The sequence below is a fragment of the Mycobacterium sp. IS-836 genome (genome assembly GCF_001954275.1).
GTDB lineage: Bacteria > Actinomycetota > Actinomycetes > Mycobacteriales > Mycobacteriaceae > Mycobacterium.
This window is the reverse complement of sequence record NZ_MBEU01000033.1, coordinates 1-17,491: the sequence shown is the minus strand read 5'-3', so window position 1 is coordinate 17,491 and position 17,491 is coordinate 1. Positions and strand designations below refer to the sequence as shown.

Here is a 17,491-nt window from a genome sequence, read left to right as displayed (position 1 = left end):
GCATCTGCCACACAGGCCTCACTGTCAACTTAAATAACAATCGTGTGACGCTTGGAGCGCGCTGGAATTACGTTTGCTCGCTTGGGCTTTCGTGCGCGGGCTGCTGTTCGTCGTCGGGCGCGGCCTCCGGCTGCTCCCCGCCGGCTGCGGTCTCGGGCTCGGGCGCGGGCTGGGTTGAGCGCGCGCCTTCCTTGCTTGTGCGCGCCTGATGCTGGGCTTGATGTTCCGCGGCTATCGCGAGCTCGACGGCCCCGGGAATCCGGTGAAAGCCCTTGCGGTCGTACAGGTGCGTGATGATGCCGCCGACCAACAACCCGATGGCCAGACCGACGGAGGTCATCAGCAACGCCTGCGACAGACCGGCATCCCCGTGGCCACCCAGGTACACCAGCGACCGCACGCCGAGGAACACCTGGTGCATCGGCTCGAATTCGGCAAGCCAACGGAAGAACGGGGGCACCGCCTCCAGCGGGACGGTGGCGCCCGCCGACGGTAAGCCCAATATCACGAAGATCAACATCGAAAACAGCAGGCCCATCGAGCCCAGCACGGCAATCAGAGAACTCGACGTGACGCCCACCGCGACGATCGCGAACACCCCGTACAGCCACAGCTGCCAGCCGAGCGGGATCGGCATCCCGAGGCCGTGCGCGATCGCGAGGTAGACAGCCGACGTGAGCAGGGCCAGGATCGCCATGATTCCCCACTTGACCAACAGCGTGCGGAATCGAGAGATGTTGGCCTGCTCGGCAAATCGGTACACCGGGCCCCATTCGGCCGGTACGTAGCCCAGCAGCGAGTCCACTAGTGTGCTGACGACGATGCTGCCGGTGAATCCCGCGAGCAGCAGCAACAGCGCGTAGTAGAAGGCCGACAGTCCGTTGCCGGTTCCGTTCGGAAGTGGGTTGTACACGCCGGACTTGATGTCGATCGGACTGGCGAGCCCCACCACCGCCGCGCCCGCCATCGGCGCCCCGCCGGTTTGGGCAGCCACGTCGGCGGAAAGTCGTTGGCCCACCTTGCTATTGACCACGGCCATCGCCTGGGCGAGGGTCTGCCCGGCGATGCTGGAGCCCAGCGTGCCCGCCCGCGGGTTGGTCGATATCGAGATCACCGGCCGCTCGGACCGGCCGGTCGTGACCGCGCTCGCCCCGTAGTCCCGCAGCCTCGACGAAAAGGTCGGCGGTATCACCGCCTCGCCGTACACCTGGGCCCGGTCCAGCATGCGCCGGGCCTCGTCGTGAGTGACGACGCGGATGTCGAACTTGTCCTTGTCCAAGCCGGCGACCAGACCGTCGACGATCTGCTTGCCCGCCGGCCCGGCGTCCTCGTTCACCACGGCGATGGGGAAATGCTTCAGGTTGGTCGTCGGATTGAGTATCCCGCCCAAATACAGGGCACACAGCGCCGACATGAGGGCCAGCGTGACGACGATCGGCAGCGCCCAGAACCGCACGGTCCGTAGCGCTTTTATGTTTCGCTTGGGATTCGGCGCCGCGTGTCGCGGCTGCGATTGAGACATGCGGGCTCCTGTCTGTCGTGCCCACTCTATGTCGTCTCAACCCCCCAGACCGGCATGCATCTCCCAAATGAGCAGTTCCGTCGGCTCGCCCGCGGTCAGCCGCTGACCGTCGGCGTCGGTGAACCGGATCGCGTCGCCCGCTTCGAGTCCTCCGATACCTTCCACGCTGGCCTGCCCGCGCGGCACGAAGAGATGCAGGTAGGGGGCTCGCGGAACGTTCACAGAGTCGCCGGGTTGCAGGCGCGCGCAATGCAGCGCGGCGTTGCGGTTGTGCAGCGTGATGGCCGCCTCATGACCGGGTATGCCTGAGGCGATGGTCACAAGCCCGCCGTCCAGCAGTTCGGGGTCCACCTCGTGCTGTTGGTAGCTGGGGGAGATGCCGGTCTCGTCGGGGATCACCCACATCTGCACGAAATGCACGGGATCCGTTGATGACTCGTTCTTTTCCGAATGCAAGATTCCGCTACCGGCCGACATGCGTTGGGCCAGGCCGGGATAGATCACTCCGCGGTTTCCGGCCGAATCCTGGTGTGTCAGTTCACCTTGCAGCACCCACGTCACGATCTCCATGTCGCGGTGCGGGTGGGTGTCGAATCCGCTTCCGGGCTCCACGATGTCGTCGTTGTTCACCAAGAGCAGCCCGTGGTGGGTGTTTGCGGGGTCGTAATGGTCACCGAACGAGAACGAATGCCTCGACCTCAGCCACGACGTCGTGGTGACGGCCCGATCGGCCGCACGCCGAATCTCGGAATTGGCGGGCATGTCCTCAGCCTAGTGGGGAGAGCAGCCCTTGCGCGTGCCGCAGCGCGTCGTCCAGCTCGGGCAGCGACAGCCCGGCCGGGCGGCCCAGGTGAATCTCGATTTGGTACCCCGGCTGGCCATCCGGGCCGAAAATCGGCAGCACAACGAATTCCGTTGCGGCCAACTCAGTTTCGAGGACAGCGGTGACCGACTGCAGCGTCACCATCGTCATCAGCGTGGTCAACCGCCGGGCCACCTGTGCCGTCGGCTCCAGCGACGCCAGCGCCGCGGCCAGCCGGTCGTGCAGCGATCGGTGGGTGTCGTCGAACCGCCACGCGCCGTAGCCGCGGGCCCGGATATCGGCCAGCACCCGCTGATGGTCGGCGATCTCCGCGCGGGTCAGCCGTGGCGTCACCCGGTGCAGCCAGGCCCGGACGGAATCGTCGTCGCGCCAGGCCATCGCGACCAGTCCGAACGGGGGGTCGATGGGGAAGCGCTGGCCGACGGCATGCTCGCCGTCGGTGGCGTGCCCGACGGCGTCGACGGTGGTCAGGTGCTTCTCGCCGATCTTCGACATCGAGCAGCCGGCGCGGAGGGTGTCGTGCAGGAACGACAGCGCCTCGCGCCCGCGGTCCAGCAGCGGGAACTGCGACCTTAGCCCATGGACTAGCGCGAACAATCCGCTGCCCAAAAAGAAGCGACGGTCCTCGCGCCGCGTCACCCACGCTCCCCGCTCCAGCTCCGCCAACACGAGCGCGCACGTCGAGGTGCTGATCCCGCAGCTCTTCGCCACCTCGGCCGAGGTCCGCCCCGCGGGTGAATCCGCAAGCGTGGCAAGCACGTCCATCACCCGACTGGTTGGCGGCGATTTGACGGTTGACGCAGCCAGGGCAGCCTCCTTAGATTTGTCCTAAATTTAGCCGTGATCACCCTAATATTAGGAGATAGTGTGTTCAAGGTAGGCGTCTGGGGTCCGGGTTCGATGGGCGTGATCGCCCTGCGCGGCGTCATCGATCACCCCGCGCTCGAACTGGTCGACGTCGTCGTCCACAGCGCCGCCAAGGCGGGCCGCGACGCGGGCGAACTCTGCGGCGTCGCACCGGTCGGGGTGGTGGCCACCCAGGACCCGGCGCCGATGCTGGCCGGGAACGCCGACGTGGTGGTCTACGCGGCCGGCGCCAACCTGCGGCCGCTGGAGGCCGTCGAGGACATGGTGTCGATCCTGCGAGCCGGCAAGAACGTGGTGTCGTGTTCGGTGGTGCCGCTGGTGTTCCCCGACGCTGTCGACGGCGCCTTCACGGAGCCGCTGCGACGGGCCGCGCTGGAGGGCGGCGTGTCGTTCTTCACCACGGGAATCGACTCGGGGTTCGCCAATGATGTTCTGCCGCTGGTCCTTACGGGCGTATCCCGGGTGATCGAGTCGGTACGGGTGACGGAGATGTTCAACTACGCCACCTACCCCGACAAGGCCGCGGTGTATGAGATCCTCGGCTTCGGCAAGCCGCCCGAATTCGCCGCGTTCGCGGCCACGCCCGGGGTGTTCACCTTCGGCTGGGGCCCGGTGCTGCACCAGCTCGCGGCGGGGCTGGGAGCCAAGATCGACAACATCGAGGAGAGCAACGAACGCCTGCCTGCCGCCGAGGCCTTCGACACGCCCACCGGGCACATCGCGGCCGGTACCATCGCGGCGATGCGCTCGACGCTGACCGGTTACGTGGGTGACAAGCCGACGTTTGTCATCGACCACGTCACCCGGATGCGCGACGACATCGCACCGGGCTGGCCGCAACCCAACATCTCCATCGAGCCCAAGGACCTCGGCTACGGATTGGCTTCCGGGCGTGGGCTTTACCGCGTCGAGATCGAGGGCTCGCCGAGCATGCGGTGCGAATTCGAGATGGCCGAGGACCACGACCACGACTTGGGCGCGCGCATCGCGGGCGCGTCGCGCATGGTCAACGCGATCCCCGCGGTGTGCGCCGCCGCACCCGGGCTGCTGTCGGCGCTGGACCTGCCGCTGATCACCGGGGCCGGGCTGATGCGCCCGGTGCAGGGGCCGCCACCGGACAGCCGCCTATTCTGAGCGGTCCCGCGGATACGTCGCGTCGGCGAGCTCGAGAATCTCGGCGCGATCCGCCGCCAGGATGAACCCGGATTGGATCGCCGAATCCAGTGCGGCGGTGAACCGTTCGAGGTATTCCCCGGGCCCGCCCGGGTAGAGCCGGCGCACGGTGGCGTCGTCGAAGCGTTCGCCCGAGCCGAAGATCGCCGTCATGATGCTTGACGGGTCGAGCTCCGAAACGCCTGAGACGCCCATGCCGGAGGTTCGCGCGATCGGCACGTCCACCCAGGGCGTCCTGATGCCATCGCGGGCGAGGCCGTTGGCGTCCAGAATCGGCTGGGGCTGGTCGGTTTCGCGCACGGCGATGGGTGTGGCGGTGGGTGCCGGCTCGCCGGTGCGGACCCATGTGTTCAGGGCCGCGAGCGCGGCCTGCACCACGTAGTGGTGTTGCGGCGCAAAGTTGATGCAGTGCCCGAGTCGCTGACCCATCAGCATGTTGGTCGGCGCGTAGGCCGCCACGATGTCGTCGAGCGCCGCCGAGCCGCTGTCGATTGGCGCCACCTGGATCGTGTAGTTGTCGGCATGAGCGGCCCCGGGGATCTCCCAGACCCGCAGCCATTCGCTGTCGGGTTGCCGGGCGAAGTAGTAGCCGTACCGCACCGGGCCCAAGAGGTCGGTTTCGGTGATGATCGTGACGAGCGGGACGCGCAGGTCCGGACGGAACCGAACGGCCTCCGGTACACCGGTCTGCGATTCGTCGAAGATGGAAATGCCGTCAAGCGGTGCGGCAGAACCGAATCGGGAATGCACCAGGAACCCGTCGTAGGCTCGGGCGAGCGGATCGACGGCGTTGACGTAGGTCGTGAGGAACATCGCGGATTGGGACTCGCCCACCGCGACTACGTGTTGCACCCCGGGCAGGATGTCCCTGGCGAATTTACCGGTTTGGGAAAAGATGTCGTAGGCGAACGCGTCCCCCGGGTGGCTCAGGGCTGCATACCGCGTCGGGTCCTGGGTCTTCAGCGACATGTCGAAGCCGAGCAGGCTCTCGCCGCCGTCCACGCCCACCCGCTGGGCCGACACCGCAACGTAGGCGTAGCCCGAGCGAAGTATCTCGCGATGCGCCATCATCCACACGGCCGGAGCGTCGATGCCGCCGCTCACGTTGAGCCATTCGACGAGCACCGTCCCGTTGAACCGCGCCGGGTCCGTCGGCGTCAAGAGAACCGCGCGAGTGGTGTAATCGGCAGTGCCGGAAGGGTTTACGCTCCATCGGCCGTCGGGGCTCAGCGCTGCTTCGGGGGCGTAGGACGTCGCCGTTCCGGAGATGAAGAATTCCTCGGCCGCATAGCCCACGCTGCCAATGTCGAAGGCGCCCAGCAGCAGCAGCGGCTGACCTGGTATCGGTATCGCCTGCGGGGAATCCGTCATGTGCCACACCTTCCCGACCTCGGCGCCGAACGTGACGCTGCAGTCACGCTGGGCTTCGAATGTGACTGTAGCGTCACGCTCGAGGCGCGCAGCCTCATAGCGAGGCGGGCAACCCGAACTTCGCGAACAACGCCTCGTCGAGGAAGGCGACCACGTGCGCGACCCGGTCGTCGCGCACATCGAGCACGTGCAGCTGAAAGGGCAGGTGCACATCGCCGTCGCGCATGTACATCGCGGCGGCGGGCTGGCCGTTGGCGGTCAAGCCGATCATGCGCATGTCGCCGGCGGATTCCGCGGGGCACTGCTGGTGAATGAGGGTGATGATGTCGCGCGCGCCTTGGTACCAACCCGTGAATGGTGGCATCTCCCAGACCGCCTCGGCGGTGAACAGCTCCACCAACCGATCGATGTCGTAGGCCTCGAAGGCCGCGATGTAGCGGGCCAGCAGGTCCTGCGCCTCCGGCGATTCCGGCACGTCCAACCGGTCACCGGAGCTGGGACCGACGGCCTCCATCTGCGAGCGGGCCCGCTGCAGCAGGCTGTTGACGGCGATCGTGGTGGTACCGATCGCGTCGGCTACCTCGGCGGACTTCCACTGCAGCACGTCGCGCAGCAGCAGCACCGCCCGCTGCCGGGGTGAGAGGTGCTGCAGCGCAGCGACGAACGCCAACCGCACCGATTCCCGGGACTCGACGATGACCGAAGGGTCGGCGGGTTCGTCCGTCGGGTCCGGTAGCGGCTCCAGCCAGGGCACCTCACGGCGCTCCACCAGCTCCGCCCCCGGGTCCGAGCTGGGGCTCCCGAGCCCGGTCGGCAACGGCCGGCGCTGCCGGCCCTCCAGCGCGGTCAGGCAGGTGTTGGTGGCGATGCGATGCAGCCAGGTTCGTATCGACGACTTGCCCTCGAAGCGGTCGTAGGCCTTCCAGGCCCGCAGGAACGTCTCCTGCACCAAGTCCTCCGCGTCGTGCACGGACCCGGTCATCCGATAGCAGTGTGCGAGCAGTTCACGCCGGTACGGCTCGGCATGGGCCGAGAAATCCCCGCCGGGCTCGCTCTGAGGGTTTTCCGCGAGCACAGTCACGACTTCGAGCGTACGCAGAGCCTCCGACGCATCCTGGCGAGGTGGCCACTACGCTGCCACATGATGAGTACGACCCGCAGCGAACGAAGTTTCGACGGCCTGGGCGGCGTGCGCATCGTCTACGACGTCTGGATGCCGGACACCGCGCCGCGTGCCGTGGTCGTGCTCTCGCACGGTCTCGGCGAGTACGCCCGCCGCTACGACCACGTCGCGCAGTGCTTCGGCCGCGCCGGGCTGGTCACGTATGCGCTGGATCATCGGGGCCATGGCCGCTCCGGCGGCAAGCGGGTGCTGGTGCGTGACATCTCCGAGTACACGGCCGACTTCGACACCCTGGTCGGCATTGCCACCCGCGAACACCACGGCCTCAAGTGCGTCGTGTTAGGGCACAGCATGGGCGGCGGGATCGTCTTTGCCTACGGCGTCGAACGCCCGGACAACTACGACCTGATGGTTTTGTCGGGTCCGGCGGTGGCCGCCCAGGAGCAGGTGAACCCGCTGATGGCGATCGCCGCCAAAGTCCTGGGCGTCGTCGCGCCCGGCCTTCCGGTGCAGGATCTCGACGTCAACGCGATCTCCCGGGACCCTGCTGTGGTGGCGGCCTACAACGCCGACCCGCTGGTGTACCACGGCAAGGTCCCCACCGGAATCGGGCGTGCGCTGCTGCAGGTCGGCGAGACCATGCCGCGGCGGGCGCCCGCGCTGACCGCACCGCTGCTGGTGGTGCACGGCTCCGACGACCGGCTGATTCCCGTCGCGGGCAGCCGCCGCCTGATCGAATGCGTGGGCTCCACCGACGTCACGCTGAAGGTCTATCCCGGCCTGTACCACGAGGTCTTCAACGAGCCCGAGCGTGACCAGGTCCTCGAGGACGTGGTCTCCTGGATCACCGAACGGCTGTAAGCGACGTGTCGGATCGGTCCGTTAGTTTGACGCTATGACTGACGACAAGATGCTGGCGCGGATCGCCGCCCTGCTGCGTCAGGCCGAGGGTACCGACAACCCCCACGAGGCCGATGCATTCATGAGCGCAGCGCAACGCCTGGCGACGGCGACGTCCATCGATTTGGCGGTGGCGCGGTCCCATTCGTCCAACCGAACTGCCGCACAGACCCCGACGCAGCGGACCATCACCATCGGGACCGCCGGCAGCCGGGGACTGCGGACGTATGTGCAGCTATTCGTGGTGATCGCGGCGGCCAACGACGTGCGCTGCGATGTGGCGTCCAATTCGACGTTCGTCTACGCATACGGGTTCGCCGAGGACATCGACGCGACCCACGCCCTGTATGCCAGCCTGGTCGTCCAGATGGTGCGGGCATCGGACGCCTACCTCGCGTCGGGCGCGCACCGGCCGACACCGACGATCACCGCCCGGCTCAACTTCCAGTTGGCCTTCGGCGCCCGGGTGGGGCAGCGGCTGTCCGAGGCCCGCGACGAGACCCAGCGCGAAGCCACCAAGGACCGTCGCCGGCCACCGGGCACCGCTATCGCCTTGCGCGACAAGGAACTTGAGCTGCACGACTACTATCGCAGCGCGTCGAAGGCGCGCGGCACCTGGCAAGCCACCCGGGCTTCGGCCGGGTATTCGTCCAAGGCGCGGCGCGCCGGTGATCGGGCCGGGCGGCGAGCACGGCTCGGCAACAGCCCCGAACTGCCCGGGGCGCGCTCCGCCCTGCGCCGGTGACTGAGGATTCGCCACGCGATTCCCAGCGCTCGAAGGTTTACGCGGCTGAGGAGTTCGTCCGCACGTTGTTCGACCGCGCCGCCGAGCACGGATCGTCGGTTGTCGAGTTCTTCGGCACGCAGTTGACGCTGCCTCCCGAAGCGCGTTTCGGGTCGGTCACGTCCGTGCAGCGCTATGTTGACGAGGTGCTTGCGTTACCGTCGGTGCGCCAACGCTGGCCCGGGGTGTCGCCGCTGCGGGTACGGACGCGGCGGGCGGCCACCGCGGCGCACTACGAAAACCACGACGGCGCAGGCGTTATCGCGGTCCCCGACCGTGACACCGCCGACTGGGCGCTGCGCGAGCTGGTCGTGCTGCACGAAGTGGCGCACCACCTGTGCCAGGCGCAGCCGCCGCATGGCCCGGAGTACGTCGCGACGATCTGCACGCTGACCGAACTGGTGATGGGGCCCGAACTCGGGCACGTGCTGCGCGTCGTGTACGCCAAAGAGGGTGCGCGGTGAGCTCGTTCGGCGACGACGCGGACGCCCGGGCGCGCGAAGTCGAGGCGCAGCTGACCGACGACGAGCGGTTCGCGCTGATCGTCGGTGTGATGGGGGCGGGCGAACTGTGGCCCCTGCGCGACGAGCGCATCCCGCCCGACGTGCCGATGAGCGCCGGGTATGTGCCCGGCGTCGACCGGCTCGGTGTCCCGGCGCTGCGTATGAGCGACGCCGGCCTCGGCGTGACCAACCCCGGATATCGCCCGGGGGACACGGCCACCGCGCTGCCGTCCGGGCAGGCGCTGGCCGCAAGCTTCGACCCGTCGCTCGCCCGCACGTCGGGCGACATGATCGGTCGGGAGGCGCGCAGCCGCGGATTCAACGTGCAATTGGCGGGCGCGATCAACCTGGCGCGCGATCCGCGCAATGGCCGTAACTTCGAATACCTTTCCGAGGACCCGCTTTTGAGCGCCGCGATGGCGGCGGAGTCCATCAACGGGATTCAGCAACAGGGCGTCATCTCGACGACCAAGCACTACTCGCTGAACTGCAACGAGACCAATCGACACTGGCTGAACGCGGTCATCGATCCCGACGCGCATCGCGAATCGGACCTGCTGGCCTTCGAGATCGCCATCGAGCGTTCGCAACCCGGTGCCGTGATGACGGCCTACAACAAGGTCAACGGCGACTATGCCGCCGCGAACCACACGTTGATCAACGACGCGCTGAAGGGCGCGTGGGGCTATCGCGGTTGGGTCATGTCCGACTGGGGCGCGACGCCGAGCTGGGAATGCGCGCTGGCCGGCCTCGACCAGGAGTGCGGCGCGCAGATCGATGCGTTGCTGTGGCAGTCGGAGTCGTTCGGCGGCGACCTGCGCGCCGCCTACGCCGACGGACGGCTACCCAAGGAGCGCCTGTCGGACATGGTCCGGCGGATCCTGCGCTCGATGTTCGCCGTCGGAATCGACCGCCGCGAGTCCGGCCCGGAACCGGATATGGCCGCGCACAACGAGATTGCGTTGCAGATCGCGCGGCAGGGCATCGTGCTGCTGACCAACCGCGGGGTGCTGCCGGTGGACCCCGAGTCGGCCGCGCGGGTCGTCGTCATCGGCGGCTACGCGCAGGTTGGCGTGCCCGCCGGCTACGGGTCGAGCGCCGTCGTCCCGCCGGGTGGCTATGCGAAGGTGATCCCGATCGGCGGCCACGGGCTGGAGGCCGGCCTGCGCAACCTGTACCTGCTGCCGTCGAGCCCGCTGGACGAGCTGAGGAAGCAATTCCCCAACGCGCAGTTCGAGTTTGATCCCGGGATCAGCCCGGCGGAAGCGGCGCTGGCCGCGCGGCGGGCCGACATCGCGATCGTCTTCGCGATCCGCGCCGAGGGGGAGGGCTTCGACGTCGCCGATCTGTCGCTGCCCTGGGGGCAGGACGCGGTGATCGCCGCCGTGGCGGCCGCCAACCCGAACACCGTCGTGGTGCTGGAGACCGGCAACCCGGTGACCATGCCCTGGCGCGACGCGGTGAATGCCATTGTGCAGGCCTGGTATCCGGGCCAGGCCGGTGGGCAGGCGATCGCGGAAATTGTTGCCGGGCGGGTGAATCCGTCGGGCCGATTGCCCATCACCTTCCCGGTCGATCTCGGCCAGACGCCGCGACCCGAACTGCGCGATCTCGGCGCGCCGCCGGGCACACCGACCACCATCGACTACGTCGAAGGGGCGGATGTCGGCTACCGCTGGTTCGCGAGAACTCAACGGGCGCCGATGTTCGCGTTCGGTCATGGCTTGTCCTACACCAGGTTTGAGTACCACGACCTGGTGGTGACCGGCGGCGAGACGGTCAGCGCGACCTTCAGCGTGGTCAATGCGGGGGATCGCGCCGGCGCCGATGTTCCCCAGCTGTATCTGACCGCGGCGGCGGGCGCGCCGTGTCTGCGATTGCTGGGATTCCAGCGGATCGAGTTGGCGCCCGCCGCGACGTGCCGGACGCGGATCGAGGCCGATCCACGCCTGCTGGCGCGGTACGACGGCTCCGCCGATGGAGGGGCCGGAGCCTGGCGCATCGAGGCGGGTGCCTACTCGGTGGCGGTGGGTGCTTCGGCGGTCGCGCCACGGCTGACCGCCGAGGTCGAGCTGGCCTGCCGTACGTTCGGACGCTGACGGCTGCAAGCGTCGACGTCCGAACGCACGACCGGGGGCCCGGCGTTACTCTACGGGGGTCAGCTCGTCCCCGCAGGTGCACCGGTATGCCTCACCCGCGCCGGAGCAGTGGCATGGGACCTCGATGCGAACGCGACATCCGCAGCCTTCATGCCCACAGCTCAACAAGGTTCCTGCTTCGTAGTTCGCCATGTGAATCACCCTTATCTGTCGTTGACTCGCGTGGTGTGGATCAACCACGACACCACCATATACCCCCTACCCGTATGCCGTAAAGAGGCTGCGGCATTAAATGCTGCGGGCTAGCGTGGTCGACATGACCGAGAAACCCACCCCGCAGGCCGTCGACGCGTTTCTGGACAGCACCGTGGTCGGTGAAGACCCGGCCCTGGCCGCGGCTTTGGAGTCCAGCGACGCGGCCGGGCTGCCTTCGATCGCCGTATCGGTGCAGCAGGGCAAATTCCTGTGCCTGCTGGCCGGTGCCATCGGGGCGCGCCGCATCCTCGAGATCGGCACGCTGGGCGGCTTCAGCACCATCTGGCTGGCGCGCGGCGCGGGTCCCGAAGGCCGGGTCGTGACGCTGGAGTACGAACCCAAGCACGCCGAGGTCGCGAAGGCCAACCTGCAGCGGGCCGGGGTCGCCGACCGCGTGGAGGTGATAATGGGCGCCGCGCTGGACACGTTGCCGATGCTGACCGGTGGCCCCTTCGACCTGGTGTTCATTGACGCCGACAAGGAGAACAACGTCGCGTATGTGGAGTGGGCGGTCCGGCTGGCTCGCCCCGGTTCAGTTATCGTGCTGGACAACGTCATTCGCGAGGGGCAGATCCTGGATCCGAAATCCGATGACGCCAGAGTCTCGGCGACCCGGCAGGCGCTGCAGCTGATGGGCCAGCACCCGCGGCTGGACACGGCGGTGATCCAGACGGTCGGGGCCAAGCAGTGGGACGGTTTCGCGTTCGCTTCGGTGCGCTAGGTCAGCGCGGACACAAATCCTTGACCGCCTGGTCGGCAGAAGTGATTTCGCCGATCCGCAGGGCCGTTTCACCCGCATACAGTGCCGCGTGGTCCACCCACGAATCGGGCATCCCCGCCAACGGTGCCAGTGGGGTGAAGAACGGGCGTGCCGGCGACTGCAGACGCATCAACGGGCCCGCGTCGAAATAACCCAGGGCGGCCAGGGGGCGGCTCGCCGCATTGAGGGCGGCCGGGAGCGCCCTGGCCTTGCCGTCGTCGCCGCACCAACGCCGTGTCGCCTCGTTGGGCACCACGCGGTGCCGCAGCGGCCAGCTGATGCCGAATAGGTCCGTTTCGATGGTGTTGTCCGCGTGCATGATTCGCCGCTGGTACTCGCGGTTGGCGTTGGCCTCGTGGGTCAACAGGAACCGCGTACCGGCGATGACACCGCTGGCGCCGGCCTTCAGTGCGGCGCTGGTATCGGCGCCGGTGGCGATGCCGCCGGCCAGAAACACCGGGCGACCGGCGGCCGCCGCGAGCGCTTCGGGCAGGAAGTCCAGGGCGCGCACGGTCCCGACGAGATGGCCACCCGCCTCACGTCCCTGGGCGATCAGGCCGTCGGCGCCCCAGCCGACGGCGGCGCGCGCCTGCGCCGCGGTGCCGACCATGACGAACACGAAGACACCGGCATCGCGGAAGTGCGCTACCAGGCCACGTTTTTCACCGAACGCCAGCACGACGGCGTCCACGCCGGCGTCCACGCAGACCTGGACGTGGTGGCGACGGACGAACGGCATCAACAGGTTGACCGCGACGGCGCGGTCCGGCGCCCGCTCGCGCACTTCGCTTATACACGTGCGCAATTGGCGCGGTGTCACGATGCCAAGCGTTCCCAGCGCACCCGCGTTGGCGACCGCGGCCGCCAGCGCCGCACCGGCGAGTCCGCCGCCCATTCCCGCTTGTCCTATCGGAACGTCGAGCCGCAACCGGTCAGCGATGTCCATGCCATACGACGCTACGCGGCCGGGGAATTCGGCCCGTGAGCCGGCCCGTTGGCGGGCTGGTTTTCGTTGCTGGCCTCCGGCGATCGAGCGTAATCTTGACAACAGATGGATGGGTTGCAGCGAGCTCAAAAGGCTTGCTGCATAACAGAAAGGTCACAAAATGAGTACAGTCCATTCATCAATCGATCACCACCCGGACCTGTTGGCTCTACGGGCGCGCTACGAACGCGTTGCCGAGTCGATGAGTGCGCATGTCACCTTCGGCCTGGCCCTGCTGACCGGTCTGTATGTGGCTGTGTCGCCGTGGATCATCGGATTCAGCGAAACGAGATCGCTTGCGATGTGCGACCTCATCGCCGGGATCGCGGTCGCGTTCTTGGCGTACGGGTTCGCATCGGCACTCGACCGTGCGCACGGAATGACCTGGACGCTGCCGGTGCTCGGCGTGTGGGTCATCGTGTCGCTGTGGGTCCTGCCGGGCTTCTCGCCCACCGCCGGCATGATCTGGTCGAACGTGGTCGGTGGCGCGTTGTTGACCTTCCTGGGCCTCAACGCGACGTACTTCGGCACGCGCACGCGCGCCGAGGTCACACGCGCATAGCCGTCCACGTCCGTTGAGCCAGGCGGCAATTCGCCCTGCCTGGCCGGCTAATCCCGGCCCGGGCAGGGCTAGCCGCAGACTGCGCCGATGGCGGCCGACCCGACGAGCTTGACGTATTTGGCCAGCACGCCGGTCTTGTAGCGCGGCGGCGGAGGAGTGAAATCCTTTCGCCGAGCGTCGAATTCGGCCGCGTCGGCCAGCACGTCCAACGTCTGGCCGGCCACGTCGAGCCGGATCCGGTCGCCGTCGCGCAGGAAGGCGATGGGCCCGCCGTCGACCGCCTCTGGGGCAACGTGGCCCACGCACAGCCCGGTGGTCCCGCCGGAGAACCGGCCATCGGTAAGCAGCAGAACGTCTTTGCCGAGGCCGGCACCCTTGATCGCGCCGGTGATAGCCAGCATCTCGCGCATCCCGGGACCGCCCTTGGGGCCCTCATAGCGGATCACCACCGCGTCGCCCTTGGTGATGGTGCCGTCCTCAAGCGCGTCCAGTGCGGCCCGCTCGCCGTCGAAAACCCTTGCGGTGCCCTCGAACACGTCGGAGTCGAAACCGGCCGACTTGACCACCGCGCCCTCGGGCGCCAGCGACCCGCGCAGGATGGTGATCCCGCCGGTCGGGTGGATCGGGTCGCTCATCGCGCGCAGCACCTTGCCGTCCGGGTCGGGCGGGTCGATGGCGGCGAGGTTCTCGGCCACCGTCTGGCCGGTCACCGTCAGGCAGTCGCCGTGCAGCAGGCCCGCGTCGAGCAAGGCCTTCATCATGACCGGGACGCCGCCGATGTGGTCGACGTGCGACATCACATGCCGGCCGAACGGCTTGACGTCGGCCAGGTGCGGCACCTTGGACCCGATCCGGCTGAAGTCGTCGAGGGACAGCTCGACGTCGGCCTCGTGGGCGATGGCCAGCAGGTGCAGCACCGCGTTGGTCGAGCCGCCGAACGCCATCACCACCGCGATCGCGTTCTCGAACGCCTCCTTGGTGAGGATGTCGCGGGCGGTGATGCCGCGCCGCAGCAGCTCGATGACTGCCTGCCCGCTGCGGCGCGCGAAGCCGTCGCGACGACGGTCGGTCGCCGGCGGCGCCGCGCTGCCGGGCAGCGACATGCCCAGCGCTTCGGCCGCGCTGGCCATGGTGTTGGCGGTGTACATGCCGCCGCAGGCCCCCTCGCCGGGGCAGATCGCCCGCTCGATGGCGTCGACGTCCTCCCGGGGCATCAGCCCGCGGGCACACGCCCCCACCGCCTCGAACGCGTCGATGATCGTGACCTCGCGCTCGCTGCCGTCGGACAGCTTGGCCACCCCCGGCAGGATGGAGCCCGCGTACAGGAACACCGCCGCCAAATCGAGTCGGGCGGCGGCCATCAGCATCCCCGGCAGCGATTTGTCGCACCCGGCCAACAGCACCGAGCCGTCGAGTCGCTCGGCCTGCATCACGGTTTCGACGCTGTCCGCGATCACCTCGCGGGACACCAAGGAGAAGTGCATGCCCTCGTGACCCATCGAGATGCCGTCGGAAACGGAGATCGTCCCGAACTCCAGCGGGTAGCCGCCGGCCGCGAACACCCCTTCCTTCACCGCCTTGGCGAGCCGGTCCAGGGAGAGGTTGCACGGCGTGATCTCGTTCCAGGACGACGCGACCCCGATCTGCGGCTTGGCGAAGTCTTCGTCTCCCATGCCTACCGCGCGCAACATGCCGCGGGCCGCGGCCTTCTCCAGGCCGTCGGTGACGTCGCGACTGCGCGGTTTGATGTCGGCGGGGGTTTTGGCCATTTTCCAAGTATGCCGGGCTGGTCCACCGCAAATTCGCGGGTCATACCCCGTCGGGGTATAAACTCGGAGGGGTGACGACGGTACACGGATATTCGCAGGACAAGGACAACTACGCCAAGCGGCTTCGGCGCATCGAAGGCCAAGTGCGTGGCATCGCGCGGATGATCGACGAAGACAAATACTGCATCGACGTCCTGACCCAGATCAGCGCGGTCAACAGCGCCCTGCGTTCGGTGGCGCTGAATCTGCTCGACGAGCATCTGAGCCACTGTGTGACCCGCGCTGTCTCCGAGGGCGGAAACGAGGCCGACGACAAGCTCGCCGAGGCGTCGGCGGCCATCGCGCGCCTTGTTCGTTCCTAATCGGTGACCGTGTTGATACGTGTGTTGAGACCGTAGATGGGATGAACCCGTTGCGGCGGTGCGTACGGTAAGGGCATTGTGAGCGCGCCAGCAATTTCCACTCAGCCACCGGGAAGTCCGGCCGATGCCGACGCTATGACAGCCGAAACCGGAACCACCACCGCTAGTGCGCGAACGTGGACGCCGCGGATCGCCGCTCAACTAGCGGTGTTGGCCGCCGCGGCCTTTACGTATGTGACAGCCGAGATCCTGCCCGTCGGCGCGATTTCGGCGATCGCACGCGATCTGCAGGTCAGCCTGGTCGTGGTTGGCACCCTGCTGACGTGGTACGCCCTGGTGGCGGCCCTGACAACGGTGCCGCTGGTGCGCTGGACCGCGCACTGGCCGCGGCGGCGAACCCTGGTGATGAGCCTGACCTGCCTGACCGTGTCGCAGCTCATCTCGGCGCTGGCGCCGAACTTCGCGGTGCTGGCCGCCGGGCGGGTGCTGTGCGCGGTCACCCACGGCGTGCTGTGGTCGGTGATCGCCCCGATCGCCACCCGGCTGGTTCCGCCGAGCCATGCCGGACGCGCCACGACGTCGATGTATCTCGGAACGAGCCTGGCGCTGGTCGTCGGCAGCCCCCTTACCGCGGCGATGAGCCTGATGTGGGGCTGGCGGCTCGCGGTGGTGTGCGTGACGGTTGCGGCCGCCATCGTGACGGTGGCCGCCCGGATCATGCTGTCGGAAATGGTGCTCACCGAGGACCAGCTCGCCCACGTCGGCCCCCGGTCGCGGCATCACCGCAACGGGCGGTTGATCACGGTGAGCCTGCTCGCGATGGTCGCGGTGACCGGCCACTTCGTGTCCTACACGTTCATCGTGGTGATCATTCGCAACGTCGTCGGGGTGCGCGGGGCCAGCCTGGCTTGGGTGCTGGCCGCGTACGGTGTCGCGGGGCTGCTGTCGGTGCCGCTGGCCGCTCGGCCGACCGATCGCCGGCCCCGGGGCGCAATCATCCTTTGCATGGCCGGGCTGACCGCCGCGTTCGTGGTGCTCACTGCGCTGGCCTTCACCGGCCGGACCTCGGTGGCGACGGCGGTGATCGGAACCGCCGCGATCGTGCTCTGGGGCGCGATGGCCACCGCGGTGTCGCCGATGATGCAATCGGCGGCCATGCGCAACGGCTCCGACGACCCCGACGGCGCCTCGGGTCTGTATGTGACGGCGTTCCAGGTCGGCATCATGGCCGGCTCGCTGGCGGGCGGGTTGTTGTACGAGCGCAGCGTCGCGCTGATGCTGACGGCTTCGGCCGGGCTGATGGGTGTCGCCCTGGCGGGTATCGCGGCCTACCGGCATATGCTGGATGTTCCGCCGGCAAGCTCACGCGATTCATAACTCGGCAGCTCAAAGGCCCCGAGTTGCGTCCCCGGGCGGCCCTGTCGGGTCGCGGATTAGGTAGCTGGGCACGGCCTTATGCGACACTGGGTCGCAGACCTGACTGGAGGGATGCATATGCCGAGCTGGACGACGAGCTCGACTAGGAGGGGCCTCTTCGCGGCCCTTAACGCAGCCGGATTCGCCGCTGGCGCAAGGTCGGCGCGCTCGTCGTCCGCTGGCCCGGACCAATCCTGGTGACCTGTCTCTTATACAC

The 17,491-nt window shown here is 68.0% G+C and carries 16 protein-coding genes and 1 pseudogene; 9 read left to right on the top strand and 8 right to left on the bottom strand.

Annotation, left to right across the window (positions count from 1 at the left end; genetic code table 11):
- Positions 1–67: 67 nt before the first annotated feature.
- The 3 genes from A5747_RS10695 to A5747_RS10685 are packed head-to-tail and all read right to left on the bottom strand — an operon-like array spanning position 68 to position 3,110.
- Positions 68–1,522 carry a YhgE/Pip domain-containing protein gene (locus A5747_RS10695; protein ID WP_076123833.1) on the bottom strand — a complete coding sequence of 485 codons (1,455 nt, stop codon included), beginning with the start codon at positions 1,520–1,522 and terminating at the stop codon, positions 68–70.
- Between the two features lie 36 nt (positions 1,523–1,558).
- On the bottom strand, positions 1,559–2,284 hold the full coding sequence (locus tag A5747_RS10690; RefSeq protein ID WP_076123831.1) for a pirin-like bicupin family protein: 726 nt from the start codon (positions 2,282–2,284) through the stop codon (positions 1,559–1,561).
- A gap of 4 nt (positions 2,285–2,288) precedes the next feature.
- Positions 2,289–3,110, bottom strand: coding sequence for a MarR family transcriptional regulator (locus A5747_RS10685; RefSeq protein ID WP_076123829.1), 822 nt, complete (start codon positions 3,108–3,110; stop codon positions 2,289–2,291).
- A 102-nt stretch (positions 3,111–3,212) separates the two neighbouring features.
- On the opposite strand from A5747_RS10685, the gene A5747_RS10680 reads away from it, so the two are divergent.
- Positions 3,213–4,346 carry a dihydrodipicolinate reductase gene (locus tag A5747_RS10680; RefSeq protein WP_076123827.1) on the top strand — a complete coding sequence of 378 codons (1,134 nt, stop codon included), beginning with the start codon at positions 3,213–3,215 and terminating at the stop codon, positions 4,344–4,346.
- Here the strand turns inward: A5747_RS10680 and A5747_RS10675 are convergent.
- Together A5747_RS10675 and A5747_RS10670 are read right to left on the bottom strand one after the other, a co-directional pair.
- Entirely contained in the window at positions 4,338–5,756 is a 1,419-nt protein-coding gene (locus A5747_RS10675; protein WP_076123825.1) for an alpha/beta hydrolase domain-containing protein, read from the bottom strand. The genes A5747_RS10680 and A5747_RS10675 overlap by 9 nt on opposite strands.
- Before the next feature lie 94 nt (positions 5,757–5,850).
- Positions 5,851–6,953, bottom strand: a pseudogene (locus tag A5747_RS10670) (sigma-70 family RNA polymerase sigma factor).
- Here A5747_RS10670 and A5747_RS10665 point away from each other — a divergent pair.
- Genes A5747_RS10665 through A5747_RS10650 form a run of 4 tightly spaced genes read left to right on the top strand, consistent with a single transcriptional unit; the run spans position 6,901 to position 11,165 of the window.
- Entirely contained in the window at positions 6,901–7,740 is an 840-nt protein-coding gene (locus A5747_RS10665) for an alpha/beta hydrolase (protein ID WP_076123864.1), read from the top strand. The pseudogene A5747_RS10670 and the gene A5747_RS10665 overlap by 53 nt on opposite strands.
- A gap of 34 nt (positions 7,741–7,774) precedes the next feature.
- On the top strand, positions 7,775–8,524 hold the full coding sequence (locus A5747_RS10660; protein WP_076123820.1) for a DUF2786 domain-containing protein: 750 nt from the start codon (positions 7,775–7,777) through the stop codon (positions 8,522–8,524).
- Positions 8,521–9,027 carry a TIGR04338 family metallohydrolase gene (locus tag A5747_RS10655; RefSeq protein ID WP_076123818.1) on the top strand — a complete coding sequence of 169 codons (507 nt, stop codon included), beginning with the start codon at positions 8,521–8,523 and terminating at the stop codon, positions 9,025–9,027. Before A5747_RS10660 ends, A5747_RS10655 begins: the two co-directional genes overlap by 4 nt.
- The gene (locus A5747_RS10650) at positions 9,024–11,165 is read left to right on the top strand and encodes a glycoside hydrolase family 3 protein (RefSeq protein ID WP_198938165.1); all 2,142 of its coding nucleotides are present in this window, start codon (positions 9,024–9,026) and stop codon (positions 11,163–11,165) included. Before A5747_RS10655 ends, A5747_RS10650 begins: the two co-directional genes overlap by 4 nt.
- A gap of 45 nt (positions 11,166–11,210) precedes the next feature.
- On the opposite strand, the gene mymT is transcribed toward A5747_RS10650, so the two are convergent.
- Positions 11,211–11,372: a metallothionein MymT gene (gene mymT, locus A5747_RS10645; RefSeq protein ID WP_139329461.1), complete on the bottom strand. Its 162-nt coding sequence runs from the start codon at positions 11,370–11,372 to the stop codon at positions 11,211–11,213.
- A 109-nt stretch (positions 11,373–11,481) separates the two neighbouring features.
- On the opposite strand from mymT, the gene A5747_RS10640 reads away from it, so the two are divergent.
- Positions 11,482–12,141: an O-methyltransferase gene (locus tag A5747_RS10640; RefSeq protein ID WP_076123860.1), complete on the top strand. Its 660-nt coding sequence runs from the start codon at positions 11,482–11,484 to the stop codon at positions 12,139–12,141.
- 1 nt (position 12,142) lies between these two features.
- On the opposite strand, the gene A5747_RS10635 is transcribed toward A5747_RS10640, so the two are convergent.
- Positions 12,143–13,126, bottom strand: a complete 984-nt coding sequence (locus tag A5747_RS10635) for a nitronate monooxygenase (RefSeq protein WP_076123815.1) — start codon at positions 13,124–13,126, stop codon at positions 12,143–12,145.
- 160 nt (positions 13,127–13,286) lie between these two features.
- On the opposite strand from A5747_RS10635, the gene A5747_RS10630 reads away from it, so the two are divergent.
- The gene (locus A5747_RS10630) at positions 13,287–13,727 is read left to right on the top strand and encodes an SPW repeat protein (protein WP_076123812.1); all 441 of its coding nucleotides are present in this window, start codon (positions 13,287–13,289) and stop codon (positions 13,725–13,727) included.
- Between the two features lie 68 nt (positions 13,728–13,795).
- Here A5747_RS10630 and ilvD read toward each other — a convergent pair whose 3' ends face one another.
- Complete coding sequence (ilvD, locus tag A5747_RS10625; RefSeq protein WP_076123810.1) at positions 13,796–15,496, bottom strand: dihydroxy-acid dehydratase; 1,701 nt, start codon at positions 15,494–15,496, stop codon at positions 13,796–13,798.
- 71 nt (positions 15,497–15,567) lie between these two features.
- Here ilvD and A5747_RS10620 point away from each other — a divergent pair, with 71 nt between their 5' ends.
- Positions 15,568–15,858, top strand: coding sequence for a metal-sensitive transcriptional regulator (locus A5747_RS10620; protein ID WP_076064840.1), 291 nt, complete (start codon positions 15,568–15,570; stop codon positions 15,856–15,858).
- A gap of 135 nt (positions 15,859–15,993) precedes the next feature.
- Positions 15,994–17,235, top strand: a complete 1,242-nt coding sequence (locus A5747_RS10615) for an MFS transporter (RefSeq protein WP_076123807.1) — start codon at positions 15,994–15,996, stop codon at positions 17,233–17,235.
- Positions 17,236–17,491: the final 256 nt, after the last annotated feature.